15 protein-coding genes, 1 tRNA gene and 1 other annotated feature are annotated in these 17,929 nt (G+C 30.3%); of the genes, 4 read left to right on the top strand and 12 right to left on the bottom strand.

What is annotated here, in order from left to right; all coding sequences use genetic code 11:
* Window positions 1-123 precede the first annotated feature (123 nt).
* The 8 genes from trpS to JL105_RS03120 form a co-directional block, all read right to left on the bottom strand.
* Window positions 124-1,116 carry a tryptophan--tRNA ligase gene (gene trpS / locus JL105_RS03155; RefSeq protein ID WP_132026593.1) on the bottom strand — a complete coding sequence of 331 codons (993 nt, stop codon included), beginning with the start codon at window positions 1,114-1,116 and terminating at the stop codon, window positions 124-126.
* Window positions 1,117-1,314: 198 nt separating this feature from the next.
* Window positions 1,315-1,860: a serine O-acetyltransferase EpsC gene (epsC, locus tag JL105_RS03150; RefSeq protein ID WP_132026591.1), complete on the bottom strand. Its 546-nt coding sequence runs from the start codon at window positions 1,858-1,860 to the stop codon at window positions 1,315-1,317.
* A 5-nt stretch (window positions 1,861-1,865) separates the two neighbouring features.
* Window positions 1,866-2,783: a cysteine synthase A gene (gene cysK, locus JL105_RS03145; RefSeq protein WP_132026589.1), complete on the bottom strand. Its 918-nt coding sequence runs from the start codon at window positions 2,781-2,783 to the stop codon at window positions 1,866-1,868.
* A gap of 57 nt (window positions 2,784-2,840) precedes the next feature.
* Window positions 2,841-3,074 (bottom strand) — a binding site (T-box leader).
* 121 nt (window positions 3,075-3,195) lie between these two features.
* Entirely contained in the window at window positions 3,196-4,677 is a 1,482-nt protein-coding gene (glpK, locus tag JL105_RS03140; RefSeq protein ID WP_132026677.1) for a glycerol kinase GlpK, read from the bottom strand.
* A 77-nt stretch (window positions 4,678-4,754) separates the two neighbouring features.
* A complete protein-coding gene (locus JL105_RS03135; protein WP_132026587.1) occupies window positions 4,755-5,459 on the bottom strand; it encodes a lysoplasmalogenase family protein in 705 nt (234 codons plus the stop codon).
* Window positions 5,460-5,531: 72 nt separating this feature from the next.
* Window positions 5,532-5,607 (bottom strand) — tRNA-Thr (locus JL105_RS03130).
* Window positions 5,608-5,720: 113 nt separating this feature from the next.
* Window positions 5,721-7,061, bottom strand: coding sequence for a TldD/PmbA family protein (locus JL105_RS03125; protein ID WP_132026585.1), 1,341 nt, complete (start codon window positions 7,059-7,061; stop codon window positions 5,721-5,723).
* A gap of 1 nt (window position 7,062) precedes the next feature.
* A complete protein-coding gene (locus JL105_RS03120) occupies window positions 7,063-8,454 on the bottom strand; it encodes a TldD/PmbA family protein (RefSeq protein ID WP_132026583.1) in 1,392 nt (463 codons plus the stop codon).
* 208 nt (window positions 8,455-8,662) lie between these two features.
* On the opposite strand from JL105_RS03120, the gene JL105_RS03115 reads away from it, so the two are divergent.
* Window positions 8,663-10,339 (top strand): hydantoinase/oxoprolinase family protein, encoded by a 1,677-nt coding sequence (locus JL105_RS03115; RefSeq protein ID WP_132026581.1) that lies wholly within the window; start codon window positions 8,663-8,665, stop codon window positions 10,337-10,339.
* Window positions 10,332-11,639 (top strand): histone deacetylase family protein, encoded by a 1,308-nt coding sequence (locus JL105_RS03110; RefSeq protein ID WP_132026579.1) that lies wholly within the window; start codon window positions 10,332-10,334, stop codon window positions 11,637-11,639. Before JL105_RS03115 ends, JL105_RS03110 begins: the two co-directional genes overlap by 8 nt.
* 62 nt (window positions 11,640-11,701) lie before the next feature.
* Here JL105_RS03110 and JL105_RS03105 read toward each other — a convergent pair whose 3' ends face one another.
* Genes JL105_RS03105 through JL105_RS03095 form a run of 3 tightly spaced genes read right to left on the bottom strand, consistent with a single transcriptional unit; the run spans window position 11,702 to window position 15,501 of the window.
* Entirely contained in the window at window positions 11,702-12,802 is a 1,101-nt protein-coding gene (locus JL105_RS03105) for a GerAB/ArcD/ProY family transporter (RefSeq protein ID WP_158279983.1), read from the bottom strand.
* Between the two features lies 1 nt (window position 12,803).
* Entirely contained in the window at window positions 12,804-14,051 is a 1,248-nt protein-coding gene (locus JL105_RS03100; protein ID WP_132026575.1) for a Ger(x)C family spore germination protein, read from the bottom strand.
* A gap of 7 nt (window positions 14,052-14,058) precedes the next feature.
* On the bottom strand, window positions 14,059-15,501 hold the full coding sequence (locus tag JL105_RS03095; RefSeq protein WP_132026675.1) for a spore germination protein: 1,443 nt from the start codon (window positions 15,499-15,501) through the stop codon (window positions 14,059-14,061).
* A gap of 137 nt (window positions 15,502-15,638) precedes the next feature.
* Between JL105_RS03095 and JL105_RS03090 the strand changes: the two genes are divergently transcribed.
* Entirely contained in the window at window positions 15,639-16,355 is a 717-nt protein-coding gene (locus JL105_RS03090) for a LysM peptidoglycan-binding domain-containing protein (protein WP_158279982.1), read from the top strand.
* 156 nt (window positions 16,356-16,511) lie between these two features.
* The gene (locus tag JL105_RS03085; RefSeq protein ID WP_132026571.1) at window positions 16,512-17,360 is read left to right on the top strand and encodes a DegV family protein; all 849 of its coding nucleotides are present in this window, start codon (window positions 16,512-16,514) and stop codon (window positions 17,358-17,360) included.
* A 4-nt stretch (window positions 17,361-17,364) separates the two neighbouring features.
* Here the strand turns inward: JL105_RS03085 and pyrE are convergent, their stop codons facing one another.
* Window positions 17,365-17,928, bottom strand: coding sequence for an orotate phosphoribosyltransferase (gene pyrE, locus JL105_RS03080; RefSeq protein WP_132026569.1), 564 nt, complete (start codon window positions 17,926-17,928; stop codon window positions 17,365-17,367).
* Window position 17,929 lies beyond the last annotated feature (1 nt).

Below are 17,929 nucleotides of genomic sequence, written 5' to 3'. Positions count from 1 at the left end.
TTTTATTATGTACAGTCCCTAATATTATTTTACTTATGTCAATAATATTTGAATTTTTTAGGTAGAGGGTAAATATATATTTACCCTCTATCCAATTCACATTAAAAAAGAGTATGAATAAATTTATCTTTGAATAAATCCCACTTTTTTATATACCTTTCTCAAAGTTTTATTGGCTATATAATTAGCTTTCTCTGCACCTTCTCTATATACCTTTTCTAAGTAATCCTTATTATTTATAATTTCTTTATATTTTTTTTGAATTGGCATCAATCCTTCTATAACTACTTCTGCTAAATCCTCTTTAAATTTACCATACCCAACACCTTTATACCTATTCTCTATTTCTTCTATTGAATCTCCTGAAAATGCACTATAAATATTTATCAAATTCTTAATACCTAATTGTTCATCATTATACTTTATTTCTCCTATAGAATCAGTTACTGCTCTTTTTATTTTTCTTCTTATAGCATCTGGTTCATCTAATATCAATATATATCCATTTTCATTTTCATCGGATTTGGACATTTTGCTTTCTGGATCTTGAAGGCTCATTATTCTTGCTCCTTCTTCTTTTATCAAAGGTTCTGGTACTTTAAATGTAGGACTATATCTATTGTTAAATCTTTCTGCTAAATCTCTAGCTAATTCTAAATGTTGTTTTTGATCTTCTCCAACAGGTACAAGTTCCGTTTGATACAATAATATATCTGCTGCCATTAGTACTGGATAGGTAAATAACCCTGCATTTAGATTTTCCTTTGATTTTCTAGATTTTTCTTTAAATTGAGTCATTCTACTTAACTGTCCCATATATGTTATAGTATTAAGAACCCAAGTAAGCTCAGCATGAGCTGGTACATGAGACTGAATAAATATAGTGGATTTTTCTGGATCTAATCCACATGCCGAGTAAATAGCCAATAAATCTAATGTATTTTTCCTCAAATCCTTTGGCACTTGAGGAACTGTAATGGCATGTAAATCAACTATAGAATAATAACAATCATATTTATCCTGTAAATCTATCCAGTTCTTAATAGCTCCTATATAATTTCCAATAGTAAGTCCCCCTGAGGGCTGAACTCCACTAAATACTATTTTTTTCTCCATATCTATACCTCCTCCAAATAAGCAATCCCTTTCATCTCTATCAGAGACGAAAGGGGTTCTTCTGTGGTACCACTCAGCACCCACTATCCCTGACTCTCTTAAGACCTATATTATATCTACTAATCTTGATTATAGTTTAATATTTACTTATTATTTTATATTATACACTATAATAATCAAAACTGAAATAGCTTATAATTATATCACATACATAAGATTGTCTTCTTTATTGGATTTTACAACTTTTCCTGGTACACCTACTACAGTGGTATAAGGAGGTACATCTTTTAAAACTACTGCATTAGCTCCTATTTTAGCTCCTTTTCCTATGGTTATAGGTCCTAATACTTTAGCTCCTGCACCAATCATCACATTATCTTCTACCGTTGGATGACGTTTTGCATTAGAATCATCTCCTATACCTCCCAATGTTACTCCATGATATATAGTTACATTGTTGCCAACTTCAGCTGTTTCTCCTATAACTACCCCCATGCCATGATCTATAAAGAAATTTTTACCTATTTTAGCACCTGGGTGTATCTCTATACCTGTTTTATGTCTAGCTCTTTGAGATATAATTCTTGCTAATGTATACCTATTTTTATTATATAGCTTATGGGCCCATCTATGATATAATAAAGCCTTTATACTAGGATAGCAAAATATTGCCTCAAATAAGGATTTTACTGCTGGATCCTTTCTTAATATATTTTTAGCTTCTTCTATTATAAATCTAATCATATATATCACGCTCCATTAAATAAATCTGTAGATAAATATCTTTCTCCTGTATCAGGAAGAACTGTAACTACTGTTTTATCTTTACCAAGTTTTTTTGCTACTTTTATAGCTGCAAACATGTTAGCTCCAGAAGATATCCCGCAAAGTATACCTTCACTTTTGCCTAATTTTTTTACCTGAATATAGGCTTCCTTTTCATCTACTTGAATTATTTCATCAATAATACTTTTATCTAAGATACTTGGTACAAAATTTGCTCCTATCCCTTGTATTCCATGAGGACCAACTTTACCTTCTGATAATAAAGGAGATTTTTTAGGTTCTACCGCTACTATCAATGTATTTGGATTAACCTCTTTGAGCCTTTTGCCTACTCCAGTTATAGTCCCACCAGTTCCAACTCCTGCTACAAATGCATCCACATTTCCTTTTGTATCTTCTAATATCTCTAATCCTGTAGTTTCATAATGAGCTTTAACATTATTTATATTATCAAATTGATCTGGCATAAAATATCCATTTTCATCAGCAAGCTTTTTTGCAAATTCTACAGAACCAGCCATTCCATATTTTCCTTCCGTTAATATAACTTTAGCTCCATAACCTTCCATCAATTTTCTTCTTTCAATGCTCATAGTATCAGGCATTACTATTATTACTTTATAACCCTTCACTGCACCTATCATAGCAATAGCAATTCCAGTATTACCACTAGTTGGTTCTATTATGGTCCCACCTTTTTTTAATATCCCTTCATCTTCTGCATTTTTAATCATATATAGTGCTGCTCTATCCTTTATACTACCTGCAGGATTAAAAGACTCAACTTTTACTAATATCTGTGCTATATTTTGTTCATCATTATTATTTATTTTAATTAAAGGTGTTCTTCCTATGATTTCATAAATACTATCAAATTTCATTTTATTACCTCCATTTTTTTAATTAAAAAAACCTTCCACCTCAAGTATATATAAATATACAGAGGCGAAAGGTTAACTTCGCGGTTCCACTCTGTTTAGGGATAACCCTATCTTAATTCGAGTACTAACATACTCTAGTTCTATAACGGGAACTACCGTTTAAGTCTACTTTATATTTCGACTAAAAGCTCACTGGTGCACTTCAAGTATAATCGGTATGGACTCCTTTCACCTCTAGAATCCTCTCTGTAATACCTTATACACTTTACTCTACCAAATCATAGCCTTTGACATTATTTTATAAATTATTATATTACAGTATACCACAAAAGTTCATAATAGTAAATAATTTTTTTAACTAATTTTTCTATCAATCCAATAAAATCCATAAAATTTATAAATAACTAATATTTTATTCTTCTTCCCAATTACGCGATCTTTCAACGGCTCTTTTCCATCCATTATACAATTTTTCTTTCTCTATTTCTTCCATTTCTGATTTAAATATCCTATCTACACTCCACCTTTTAGCTATTTCATCCTTATCATGCCAAAAATCAACCGCTAATCCTGCAAGATACGCTGCCCCTAATGCAGTAGTTTCTATTGTTTTTGGTCTATGCACAGGGACTCCAAGTATATCCGACTGAAATTGCATTAAAAAATTATTTTCCACTGCACCACCATCTACTCTTAATTCTTGTAATTGAATACCTGAATCCTCTTGCATGGCTTCTAGTACATCTCTAGTTTGATATGCAATAGATTCTAATGCTGCTCTAATTATATGATTTCTATTTGCTCCTCTTGTCAAACCTACTATTGTTCCCCTTGCATACATATCCCAATAAGGTGCACCTAACCCTACAAAAGCAGGCACTAGATAAACCCCATTATTATCTTTCTCTTGAGAAGCAAAATATTCACTATCCTTTGCATTAACAATCAAATGCAATTCATCCCTCAGCCATTGAATTACAGCTCCTGCTACAAATATGCTCCCTTCCAATGCATATTCCACTTTACCGTCTACGCCCCATGCAATAGTGGTTAAAAGACCATTTTTAGATCTTACTACTTCTTCTCCAGTATTCATAAGCATAAAGCATCCAGTTCCATAGGTGTTTTTAGCCAGTCCTGGTTTGAAACAAGCCTGACCAAATAAAGCTGCTTGTTGATCTCCAGCAATACCAGCAATAGGTATTTGAGCTCCACCAAGAGTTTTAGGATCTGTAACTCCATATATTTCACTAGAAGGTCTAACCTCTGGAAGCATAGAAGCTGGTATGCCTAATTCATCAAGCAATTTTTTATCCCATTTTAATTCTTTAATATTGTATATCATAGTTCTAGAAGCATTGCTATAATCTGTAACGTGAACCCTGCCCCTTGTCAAATTCCAAATAAGCCAAGTATCAATATTCCCAAATAACAAATCCCCTTTTTCCGCTTTTTCCCTAGCTCCTTCAACATTATCCAATATCCATTTTATCTTAGTCCCTGAAAAATATGCATCTATTACCAATCCTGTATTTTCCTTCACATAGTCCTCTAAACCTTTTTCCTTTAATTCATCACATATATTTGCAGTTCTTCTACATTGCCAAACTATGGCATTATAAATAGGCTTTCCCGTATTCTTATCCCATACTACAGTAGTTTCTCTTTGATTTGTAATTCCTATAGCTGCAATTTCATTGGGTCTAATACCTGCTGTCTCTAAAACTTCCCTCAAAACTCCTGATTGGGTCCCCCATATTTCCATGGGATCATGTTCCACCCAACCTGCTTTAGGGTAATATTGAGTAAACTCCTTTTGTGCCATTTGAATTATTTCACCATTATAATTAAATATTATAGCTCTAGAACTAGTTGTACCCTGATCTAATGCCATTATATATTTCTTAACCAATGTATTTCCTCCTTTATAGCTACTTACTATTTTAAATAAATAGTACTTATTTTATTGTATCATAAAAACTTATAATCATATCCACTTAAAGATAATAACACTTGAGAAGGCAAATAAAATAGCCACATAGATACTGAAGAAATACTATATAATAAACCTTCATTAAAAATATTATATATTGCAACATTTATATCACACAATAAAAACAATATCATGCCTATAAGTATCATATAACAATTAGGCTTAGGATATCTTTTATATCTATATACCTTAAATGCCTCAACTACACTACTTATTAAACAATAAGCATAAAAAACTCCCATTACCCATATAAAATCAAACTTCATCACTAGTTTGTTTACCATAAAATATATGATAAGCAAGCTAATAAATATCACTACAAATTTTCTAATAACAAACTTAATATCCCCACATTTATATCTGATTATATATATTATCTGCACTATGGAAAACAATGAAATTCCTAATATGTAATGGTTATTCAAAACCAACAGAAACAAATCTGCAATTACAGTAATAAATAATCCAATTTGAAGTAGGTGAAGATCTTTATGATTTAATACATCTTTTTTTGCAAGAATAGATATAACAAATATGAGAATCATAGATAAAAATTTCAACTTATCTGAAGATATACAGCTTTGAATATCATATATATCAATGTACATGAACCACATATATAATATACTAATCAACAATAAAAGAACTCTAATAACCCTTCCTTTATGAATAAATTTAAACATAATTTCAACCTTTCTATTTATATGCCTTTATATAATTTAAGGACAGGGAGAATCATCTCTCTGTCCCAGAATTGGAGCCAATAAAGGGGCTCGAACCCTTGACCTGCAGTTTACGAAACTGCTGCTCTACCAACTGAGCTATATTGGCCTAAATAATTTTAATCATAATTATAATATACTACTTTTTATGAAATTTGTCATCCTATTTTTTAGGGAAATGGGATAGTGGGACAGAGAGAACTGTCCCACTGCCCCATAAATTTATTCTCCCGATACAGCTAATTTTTTTATCTTTATACTTGGAGAACCTACGCCATTCATACCAAATTTAAAATCATTACCTACTTCTTCAATATCCATTAATGTTTCAAAAAAATTTCCGGCTATTGTTATTTGATTTATAGGTCTTTTTATTTTTCCATTTTCTATTTCATATCCATGAGCTGGTAAGGAATAGTCACCAGAAACTGGATTTAACCCTGAATGCAATCCTTGAACATCAATAATCATAACTCCTTGATCTATGGTTTTTAATATCTCTTCTAAAGATTTATCTCCTTTTTCTACATATAGATTGGTAGTAGAAGTAGATATAGAAGATTTATAGGAATTTCTATGCCCATTTCCAGTAGACTCTACTCCATCTTTTAAAGCTGTTTTCCAATTATATAGATAGGTCTTTAGCATACCTTCATCTATTATTTTCTTGCAATAAGTAGCTGTACCTTCTCCATCAAAAGGACTAGTATTAAATCCTCCTTCTACAAAAGGATCATCAACTAATGTAAATTTTTTTGTTGCAATTGGTTCATCTATTTTATCTTTCAATAAAGATAGCCCTTTTTGAACATTTTCTGCATAAAATACAGATTGAAAAGCTCCCAATATATTGGCAAATACATCATTTCTAAATACCACTGGATATTCTTTAGATTTAACAGGCTTAGCTCCTAATAAAGACAAAGCTTCATCTACTGCTTCCTTTGCCAGCTTTTTATAATCAAAGTCCTTAAAATCCTTAGATACTACATAACTCATTCCCGTTTTAGTATCTTCTCCCTCTTTAGCTACCACCATAACAAACGCATAAGCTAAATTCCTACTATCCTCTAGATTTAGCCCCTTAGTATTTATTAGATAATTACTATATTCTACTTCATTGTACATACAATAATTTACCGCTACAATCCTCGAATCTAAAGAAAGTGCTTCTTTTTCTAATGCTTTTGTAAACTCAATTTTATCTTCTAATGGTGTTTCTTGAAGTTCTTTATTAAAGTTATCCACTTCCTCATATCTATCTGAACCTGAAAATATAATCTCCTTTTCTAAAGCATCTATATGCTTTCCATTTTCATATGCTTCTTCTATCAACATATCTATAGAGGATTCATCCACCTTTTCAGTATAAGAATATCCCATCTTATTTTCATTTATTCCCCTTAAAGATAAACCTTCTGTATCAGAGATGTTATATTTATCAATTTCACCGTTAAATACAGCTATCTCTATAGTCTTAGTCTTTTCTACATAAACCTCCATATCTTCAAATTTATCTTTTCCCTGTTTAAATATATTATCAGCTAGTTCCTTATATTTCATACTAATTATCCCCCTTTCTACCACCAACAGTCAAAGCTTTAATTCTTATAGTTGGTTGCCCAACATTTGTTGGAACCATTCCACTTAAAGAACCACATACGCCTTGACCAAAGGTTTGATTGTTCCCTACCATATCTATCTTTTCCAATACCTCTGCTCCTGTACCTATAAGACTTGCACCTCGAACAGGCTTAGTTATTTTTCCATTTTCAATTAAATAACCTTCCATTACAGCAAAATTAAAATCCCCTGTAGCTGGATTAACACTTCCTCCTCCAAGTTTTTTAGCAAACAATCCCTTTTCAGTATTGGATATTATCTCCTCAAAAGTAGAATCACCATTAACTATAAAGGTATTGGTCATCCTAGATGTAGGAGCAAATTTATAGGATTCTCTCCTTCCAGAGCCGGTGGATTCCATATTCATTCTTCTAGCATTTAATTTATCTATTAAATAAGATTTAAGTATTCCATTTTCTATAAGTACATTTTTCTGGGTAGGTGTACCTTCATCATCTATATTTAAAGAACCCCATTCATTCGGCAATGTGCCATCATCTATAGCAGTAACCAAAGGTGATGCAATTTGTTCTCCTAGTTTATTTGCAAATACTGATAGCCCTTTAGCTACAGAAGTTGCCTCTAAGCTATGACCACAAGCTTCATGAAATAATACTCCTCCAAATTCATTGTGGATAACTACTGGCATAACTCCAGATGGACAATAATCTGCTAATACCATAGTTTTAGCAATTCGTGACGCTTCTTTGCCTACCTCTTTTACATCTATTTCATCGTAAAACTCAAATCCTTTAGATGCTCCTGGAGCATAAAAACCTACTTGCATTTCTCCATCCTTTGATGCTACAGATTGAACATAAAATCTAGTTCGAACACGCTTATCCTCCACCAATAATCCTTCAGAATTAGCTATTAACACATTTTGTTCTTCATCAAAATAATTAGTAGTAACTTGAGTTATTAAAGGATCATAGTTTTTAGCACTATTATATCCTAATTTTAATAGCTCTACCTTTTTAGCTTTATCCATATTATTGGGTATTATCTTTATTGGATGTAAATTAGGAGCATTGGATTCGATCAAATTTAATGCTATATCCCCTTTAGTAGAATTTAAAGCTACTGCTATATCCTTTGCTAACTTAATTAAGTTGTCTTCTCTAGAATCATTAGTATAACCATATACACTGTTTAATCCATCAAATACCCTAATACCTACACCAAAATCTCTACCTGATATACTATTTTCTACATAGCCTCCTACCAGCTTAATATTTGTGTTAAATCTATCTTCTACAAAAACTTCAGCAAAATCCCCTCCTTTAGATAAAGCTGCATAAAGCACATTTTCTATAACCTTTTTACTAAGCAAGAAATTACCCCCTTTAATAAATATAATTGTTCTACAATATACATTATATATTATTTCGAGACTAAAAGCATTTGTTTTCTAATAATTTCAAATATTTCTTTATATTAAGGATAGAAAAAACTATTCCCACTGTCCCAACTTGATACTTACTACCCAATAGGGATATAATGTTATTAGGTACTAAAATAAAAAAATGAGGAGGATAAAATTGATTGTTGGTTTAGATATGGGAGGAACCCATATAGACGCAGTTATAATAAAAAATGATAAAATCATAAATACAGTAAAAAAACCTACTGATAAAGATAATTTATTTGAATCCATTTGGTCTACCTTAGAGGAACTACTTAAAGACTATAATAAATCCAAAATTAAAAGAATTAATTTAAGTACTACTATATCCACCAACGCTATTGTTGAAAATACAACATCCCCTGTTGGAATGATAATCCAATCTGGACCAGGACTGCCTCAAGATTTCTTAGCTTGTGGTGATGAAAATGTGTTTATCTCTGGCTATATAGACCACAGGGGAACAGTAGTGGAAAATTGGAACCCTAAGGAAGTTAAAGAAGCACTTAATATTTTTAAAGATAAGAATATTGATTCTTTAGCTATAGTCACCAAGTTTTCTGTTCGAAATCCCAAACATGAATTAGAAATAAAGGAAATGGTACAATCTAGTAAAATATTCTCAAATATAACTTTAGGACATACAGTATCAGGCAAATTAAATTTTCCACGAAGAGTATACACTTCTTATTTAAATTCCGCTGTATATGATACATTCAATAATTTTTCTAATAATATTAAAAAATCCATGGAAAGAGAAGGTATAAATGCACCAATATATATATTAAAGGCTGACGGTGGAACCATGAATCTATATACAGCTGAAGAAAAACCAGTAGAAACTATACTTTCTGGACCAGCTGCAAGTTTTATGGGAATAAATGCAATGCTATCATCAAATGAAGATGCTATACTTTTAGACATTGGAGGTACTACTACAGATATATTTTTCTTGGCTGATGGAGTTCCTTTATTTGAACCTTTAGGAATACAAATAGATAAGTATAAAACATTAGTAAGAGCCATCTACAGTATTTCCATAGGGTTAGGAGGAGATAGTAGTATTGATATAAAAGATGGAACAATTAAAATTGGTCCAAAGAGAAAAGGATTTGCTTATGCCTATGGAGGACCAAGTCCTACACCTACTGATGCTATGATTGCATTAGGATTAATGGAAGGTAATAAAGAAAAAGCCTACGAAGCTATGGAAATTTTGGGCAACAAACTAAATATATCAAAAAAAGAAATGCCTGATTTAATACTAAATACCATGGCAAATATGATTAAAAATAAAGTAGATGAAATTTTGAATAAAATTAATAGTCAACCTGTTTATACTATTAAAGAACTATTATATGGAAAACAAATTGAGCCTAAACTAATAAATATAATTGGAGGTCCAGCAAAAGTTTTAGCACCAATACTTGAGAAAAAATTTCAACTTCCCTGCTATTATCCAGATAAATACGAAGTAGCCAATGCAGTAGGAGCAGCTTTAGCTAAGCCTACCACAGAAATAAATATGCTAGTAGATACTGCCAAAGGAATACTAACGGTTCCTGAATTAAATATATATGAAAAAATAAATAAAAACTATACATTAGAAGATGCAAAAAAAAGAGCTTTGGAATTGGTTAAAAAATCTGCTATAAATTTAGGAGCTACAGAAGAAGAAATAGAAGCTGAAATAACTGAAGAAAGTAGTTTTAATATGGTAAGAGGGTTTTTCACTAGTGGAAAAAATATGAGGATAAAAGCTCAAGTAAAACCTGGACTCATATGTGATTTGCGAGGTGATAGTAATGATTAAAGCAAAAAATAAGTTAGGTTTAGTGTTTTTCCCAGCTTTCGACTGGGCTATTAGTCCTACCCATCCTGAAAGGGAAGAAAGACTTTTGTACACCCAAGATCAGATATTTGAAGAAGGCATTCAAGATATTGAAGGCATTAAATTTTTCAATCCTATTATAGCTGATGAAAAAGATATACAAAGAGTACATTTTTGTGTACCTGATGTAAAATCTAGAGTTACCCAGTCCCACTTAATATCTGTGGGAGGTGCTATTAAAGCTTCACAATCTGTAATGGAAAAAAAGGTAGACAAGTCCTTTGCATTAGTCCGTCCACCAGGACATCATGCCCAAAGAGTAGTATATGGAGATAGAGGCTTTTGTATAGTCAATGTTGAAGCAGCTATGTTAGAAAGGATAAGAAAAGAATATGGTCCTTTAAAAGTAGCCATAGTAGATACAGACTGTCATCACGGAGATGGCACTCAAGACATTTATTGGAATGATAAAAATACACTATTTATATCATTCCATCAAGACGGTAGAACCCTTTATCCTGGTACAGGATTTATAGACGAATTTGGCGGTCCTGCTGCTTATGGATACAATATAAATATCCCTCTACCACCAGGAACAGGGGAAGAAGGATTTATATATGTATTAGAAAATGTAGTACTGCCTATATTAGACGAATATAAACCAGATATTATAATAAATTCTGCTGGGCAGGACAATCATTATACAGATCCTATTACCAATATGAATTTTACAGCCCAAGGATATGCAAAATTAAATGACAGATTAAATCCAGATATTGCAGTTTTAGAAGGTGGTTATTCCATAGAAGGAGCATTGCCCTATGTAAATTTAGGCATAATACTAGCAATGGCAGGTATAGATTATTCTCATGTCCATGAACCTGACTATGATAAAGATAAGTTAAAACAACCTAAGAATATCACAGAATATATCAAACAAGTATCAGAAATTGTATACAATAGATGGAAGACTAAAGATGAATTAAGATTAAAAGAATTTAAAGGCTTAGATAATGTAGAAAGAAATAGACAAATATATTATGATACAGATGGAATACTTGAAACTCAATCTCAAAACTTCAAAATTTGCAAAAAATGTTCTGGTTTAAATACCATCAAATCTAGCTGTGATAGAGGTTATCGCATATTTGCTATAACTATACCAAAAGATGCTTGTTCCAATTGTATAGATGAAGGATATAATCTATTTAAAAACCCTAATGGAAGTTATACTCATATCTATCTTCAAGATAGAGTAAATGATAAATATTATGCAAAATAATAAAAAAGGCTTAGGAATTAACTTTTTAGATATAATTTCCTAAGCACTTTTTTATTATATGTTTAATCTCCTTCTTTGTTAATTGTTTTTCTCCTAAAAAAGTATATCATAAATGTAATTATAGGTAAAATTCCTATAGATAATATAGACATAACTAAAATAATATCTTCAATTAAACCTTTAATTCCCAATATAGATTTTTTATCCTTTATTAATATAACTGCAATTAATATAATTAATGTTATTGGAATAATATAGTTTTTATGATCACCTTTTTTAAAAACTTGATTAAATGCTAATGCTGAAAAATATAGATATCCAGTAATTTTACCAATATTGCCTACTATCCAAGAAACTATATACAATGCATCTATTCTTTGAATAAAATCAAGTATATTTATCAATCTAGTAAAAGTAAAAAATGGAAAATTAGAATACTTAGCAAACTCTATCCCTAATGATACTTGAGTTACTATAGTTACCAATAAAATTATAGATAGTGAATATATAACTGATTGAATAAATATCTTATTTAAATCTTCTTTATTATTCAAGTAAGGAGCAATCATAGCTAGAATAATTATATCTAAAAACCTAAAAGCTGTATACATAGCTCCTTTATTTATATCTTTAAATTTAGAATCAGAAAGTATTGGCAATAATACAGTAAAATCATAATTTTGATATCCTAAAATTATAAAGATTAATACTACTATCAATATAAAAGGTACAAATATTTCTGCTCCTCTAGCCATCGGCTCTAATCCCTTATATGCAACATAGGCACACGTAATCAGCATAATAGAAGCTGTAACCCAAGTAGGAGTTTCTGGAAACATCATAGTATTAAGACCTTCAACTAAAATTCCAACAGTAAATATATTAAATATCAATAAAATCATTGCATAAATAAATCCCATTATTTTCCCCAAAACTTTTCCCATAATCTTTTCAGTATACTCTATTATAGTTAGATCATTAAATTTATTGCTTAAAAATAATATGGGAAAACAAAATACAATTGTATAAGGTATTGACAATAATATCATTATCCAAACATCTTGATTTCCTGGAGGAGTGTTTACAACAGGTAAATAAGTCAAACTCATTATTGCTCTATATATTGTTATTAATAATATCGTTTGATAGCTTGATATATTCATGTTAATCTCCTTTAACATTATTAGCAGGTATGTTAGTAAGACCTGTTCTTATTATATTTGTTTTAACTTCTATCTCCACATCTGTTTGGGAAAAGATTTCATTCCAATTATGTTTGATTTTTGCCCATTCCTTAGGATATTTCCTATGAAATATATCTCCAAATCCAAATATATCCATTCTAAACTCATTCTGAGCCTTCATAAAAGTACTCCTTACACCTTCTTCTACTGCATAAGAACAAGCGTCTTCTAATATTTTTATATTCTCTAATTTAGTCATATCTATATCCTCTTGTATTTCCCAAATCATTCCCCTTAAAACAATATTGGTCTTTAAAATTATATTTCCGTCTATTATTTCAATATCATTTTTAGTTTTTGTTTTTGTTATATCCAATGTATTTAAATCTAGATCTTTGTTTTCAATTTTATCCTTTGATAGGAAAAAGTTCACAGTTTCTTTATCCATATAAGTTTCTGGAATAGGGAATACTATAATTCCATGCTTTACCCTTCCTTTTATAAAATTTAATCCTTTAGTATCATTTCCATCTAAATATCCAACCAATCTATCTTTATTAAAAACTGCTGAACCTAATATGGATAATTCATATTTTTCATTAGATGTATTGGACATTTTCATTATTTGTTTTTTGTTTTTTTTCTCTATTATTCCCAATGTTGGTTCTATACCCCTATCATAATAATCCTTTAAAAAATGTATTATATCAATATTCATAGCTTTAGGATTTAATTTATAATTTTCAATTAATTTCAATAAATAATTAGCAGGTATTTCTTCAAGCCCATTATTAATTCCCATAACTTCATAAGCTTTAGCTCCTTTTGCAACAAATAAATATGCTGTTTCTCTCTCTTCATTATCCCTAGATAAAAGATCTATTTCTTTTATCAATCCTTTTTTAGCAAATTCTTCTCCTAGTATTATCACCTTATTATGTGCTACAAAAATTCTTCTATCAAATTTTAAAGTAATATCCCTAAAAGCTTCAAATATATTGTTTCCAATACCTTGAACATATTTTACAACATAATCTCTTTCCATACTAGTTTTTTCCTTTGCTGAAGTAGGATTGATAACTTCAGCAGTTAAAACTACTTTACCATTTTCTATATCAAGCCCCAATAGTAAAGTAATTCCAATATTATTTAACTCTGTAGCATTCCAACATCCTGTTAATATCAAAGTTATTATTAAAAATATACTTAATAATAAAACCTTCTTCATCGCATAATCACTTCTTCCGTATATCTTTCTGCCTTATTATATTTCTTTTTTCTAAAGATTTAGGTCTATATATAAAACTTCGCAATGGAAATCTTACAACAGAGTCCTTAAGTCCTTGTTTATTTACTGGAGCTAAAGGAAAACCATAAGGTATACCAAAAGAATTTAGTGATAAAATTTGAATTGAAATGACAATAATTCCACATGTAATAGCATATAAACCCATAAAACCTCCCAATAAAATAAATATGAATCTATATATTATTATAGCTTCCGTTAAAGCAGGAACAGCAAACTCTGCTATAGCTGTAGCTGCAACTACAATTACCATGGGGGCAGATACTAATCCTGCTTCTACTGCAGCTTGCCCTAATACTAATGCCCCTACAATACTTACTGCAGAGCCCACTGCTCTTGGAAGTCTAATACCTGATTCTTTCATCAACTCAAGCATAAATGTCATAAAAAAAGCCTCAATCATTGCTGGAAAAGGCACTCCTTCCCTTGCACCAGCCATAGTTGTCAAGAGCACAGTAGGAATCATCTCTTGATGAAAGGTTTGTAATGCTACATGTAATCCTGGCAAAATTATACTTAAAAGAAGACAATTAATCCTTAACAATCTTAAAAAAGTTGCATAAAATGGTCTTGAATAATAGTCTTCACTAGATTGAATATCTTCTATAAATAATTTAGGCATAGTTAATACATGGGGAGTACCATCACAAAACACTGCAACTCTCCCCTCTAATAATTTGCCAGCAACTACATCTGGTTTTTGAGTATCTCCTATGGTACAAATTAAAGATGATGGATTATCTTCAATCAGTTGTTGAATGTATCCACTTTCCAATATTCCATCAATATCTATGTTCCAATTTATTCTTTTTTTTACTTCTGCTAACACTTCTTCATTTACAACATCCTGTATGTATGCTATAGAAATGCTAGTCCTTGTTTGTTTTCCCACTATATAGTCTTCAAATACCAAATTATTATTTCTTATTCTTCGTCTAAGCATTACTTTATTGGTAGCTAAATCTTCAATAAATCCTTCTTTAGGTCCTCTAATTACTGCTTCCGATTGAGGTTCTTCTATTGATCTTTTATCCCAATGATTTAAATTAACCACATAGCACTGGCTAACCTTGTCTACAAACAAGGCTACACCGCCATATACCATTTTATCTGCTATTTCCTGTAAACTATTAAATTCATTTACATTGGATACATATAAAACCTTTTTTATATCTCTATTATCATCTAAATTTAATATAATAGGTTTAATTATGTCTCTATCCAATAAACTTTTTTCAACAAATCCTTCAATATAACAAATCATAAGCTTTATATTATTTAAAGTTTCAAATTCATAAACCACTAAATCACTAGTATTGTTAAATAAACTTTTTATTTGTTCCTTGTTTATTTTAAGAGATTTTGATACCAAATTTATCATCCTCTGCAAGTATACTCCTAAATAGTATTTCCTTTAACTTAAAAATTATGATATATATTAAAAGTTTCATGAACAAAAAATAGTTAAATACAATATACTATATTAGAATGTTTAGAAAGGAGATGTTTATGAACTATCATATAGTTAAACCTGAAGATACCATCTATACAATAGCTCAAATGTATAATATATCAATAGAAACTATATTAAAAGCTAATCCTGAGATAAATCCTAATATGCTAACTATGGGACAAATAATATCCATACCTTTAGCCCCCAAAGAAGAATGTCCCCCTGGTACTTTCCCTTATATGATTAAAAAAGGAGATACCCTATACTTAATTGCTAGAAAAAACCACATACCATTAAGTTTACTTATAAGGTCAAATCCCAATGTAAATCCAAATAATTTAACTGTAGGAGACGTTTTATGTATTCCAAAATATTGGGATGATTATAAAAGTGAATTATATAAAATCACATTTAAATACCCCTCCTCTTGGGAAAAAGTAGAAGAAAATTACTATGAAGGAGCAACAGGATACTTTATAGTTTCTGTCATAAACTCTGATCTACCTACAGATGAAATATGTAAAGAAGAAGCTTATCAAAATCTAAATCCTTATGGACTAGATCCAAATATAAGAAATATTAAAATTGGTAATCAAGAAGGATGTTTAATTATGCCTTCGAAAGATCAAAGTAAAGAGATGGATAACCAAGCTGCATTAATAGTAAAATACCCCAAACCAATAAATATAAATGAAATAGAATACAATCATCTAATAATATGGGCTGAAAAAAATCATATTCAAGGAATAAAAAATACATTGCGATTTATTTAGAATAAATTAAAAGTCTATAGAAAATCCTAAGGGATTTTCTATAGACTTAAATATTTATTTGCTAAAATATAATGTAAATCTTTTTTTATTTGATATAATAATAATCGTCACTTAATTTAGCTTATCTATAATTGTATTTTGAGGAGGATGAATCTGATGAATAATATTAAAATATTTACTGACAGTACTAGTGATTTATCTAAAGAGCTAATTAATGAAAACGATATATCAATAGTGCCCTCATATGTTATTTTTGACGATAAAATTTATAAAGACAGTATAGATATAGATCAAACAGGTCTCTATGAAAAAATTAATGAATTAGGTAAAATTCCTAAAACAGCTGCGCCATCCCCACAGGATTTTATAGATGCATTTAAGCCTTATATTGACAAGGGAAATGATATTTTATACATTGGATTGTCTTCAAAACTATCCTCTACTTTTCAAAATGCAAATATAGCCAAGAAATCATTCCCTGATAATAATATTAAAATTATTGATACCTATAATCTATCTACAGGTATAGGACTCTTAGTGCTAAAAGCATGTGATTTTATTAAACAAGGTATGAATATAGAAAATATTTCTAAGAAAATTCAGCAATTAACCCATAAAGTAAAAACTGCTTTTGTAATGGACACTTTAGAATATCTTCATCTAGGAGGTAGATTGTCTGCTATTCAACATCTAATAGGCAATGTTTTAAAAATAAAACCTATAATCAAAGTAGTTGATGGTGAATTGACAATAGCTCAAAAAGTTAGAGGAAGAAAAAGTAAAGTTGTAGATGTAATGCTTAAAGATGTTCTAAAAAATGCTCATAATATAGATCCTTCTAGACTATTTATTTCCCATTTCCAAGGAGGAGAATCTGTAAACTACTTAAAAGAACAATTAGCTACCCATATTAATGTAGAAAACATACATATTACAAATACAGGCTGTGTTATCTCAAGTCACTGTGGTCCTGGAACTGTCGGTATAGCATATTTAGAAAAATAGCTGCCTATTTGGCAGTTATTTTTCTACTTCCTGGCTTTTCTATTGGTATGTTTTGTTTACATAAAGGACAATTACCTTCATCATAGGTATTTATATTAAGTTTTATTCCGCTATATATAGGGTACCTAATATCTCCATCACTTCTATCTACGATACAAGCAATTCCTACAACTTCACCACCTTGTTCCTCTACAGCTTTTATAGCTTCATAAGATGATTTACCAGTAGTTACCACATCTTCAGCTATTAATATCTTTTGCCCTTTTTCTATGGAAAACCCCCTTCTTAATTTCATCTTACCATCTTCTCTTTCTACAAATATACCAGGTTTTCCCGTTTGACGAGCTAATTCATAGCTTACAATTATACCTCCCATAGCAGGTCCAACAACTATATCAAAATCTATATCTTTTAATTTATCCGCTATTAATCCAATAGCCTTTTCTGCCTTATCAGGATACATCAACAATTTAGCACATTGGACATAACCATCGCTATGCTTCCCAGAAGATAATAAAAAATGTCCCTCCATTAAGGCTCCTGTATCCTTTAATAAATTCAACAACATA

Origin of the sequence: Keratinibaculum paraultunense, from assembly GCF_016767175.1 — a bacterium.
Classification (GTDB): Bacteria; Bacillota; Clostridia; order Tissierellales; family Tepidimicrobiaceae; genus Keratinibaculum; species Keratinibaculum paraultunense.
Note: the sequence above shows the minus strand (reverse complement) of the source record. Positions and strands in the feature narration are given on the sequence as shown.

Bases quoted from the DNA above. Each gene is read 5' to 3' on its own strand.
- trpS (WP_132026593.1), bottom strand. From the start codon at position 1,116: ATGGAGAAAAAAATAGTATTTAGTGGAGTTCAGCCCTCAGGGGGACTT.
- JL105_RS03135 (WP_132026587.1), bottom strand. From the start codon at position 5,459: ATGTTTAAATTTATTCATAAAGGAAGGGTTATTAGAGTTCTTTTATTG.
- cysK (WP_132026589.1), bottom strand. From the start codon at position 2,783: ATGAAATTTGATAGTATTTATGAAATCATAGGAAGAACACCTTTAATT.
- JL105_RS03125 (WP_132026585.1), bottom strand. From the start codon at position 7,061: ATGAAATATAAGGAACTAGCTGATAATATATTTAAACAGGGAAAAGAT.
- JL105_RS03085 (WP_132026571.1), top strand. From the start codon at position 16,512: ATGAATAATATTAAAATATTTACTGACAGTACTAGTGATTTATCTAAA.
- epsC (WP_132026591.1), bottom strand. From the start codon at position 1,860: ATGATTAGATTTATAATAGAAGAAGCTAAAAATATATTAAGAAAGGAT.
- JL105_RS03100 (WP_132026575.1), bottom strand. From the start codon at position 14,051: ATGAAGAAGGTTTTATTATTAAGTATATTTTTAATAATAACTTTGATA.
- JL105_RS03090 (WP_158279982.1), top strand. From the start codon at position 15,639: ATGAACTATCATATAGTTAAACCTGAAGATACCATCTATACAATAGCT.
- JL105_RS03105 (WP_158279983.1), bottom strand. From the start codon at position 12,802: ATGAATATATCAAGCTATCAAACGATATTATTAATAACAATATATAGA.
- pyrE (WP_132026569.1), bottom strand. From the start codon at position 17,928: ATGTTGTTGAATTTATTAAAGGATACAGGAGCCTTAATGGAGGGACAT.
- JL105_RS03110 (WP_132026579.1), top strand. From the start codon at position 10,332: ATGATTAAAGCAAAAAATAAGTTAGGTTTAGTGTTTTTCCCAGCTTTC.
- glpK (WP_132026677.1), bottom strand. From the start codon at position 4,677: ATGGCATTAGATCAGGGTACAACTAGTTCTAGAGCTATAATATTTAAT.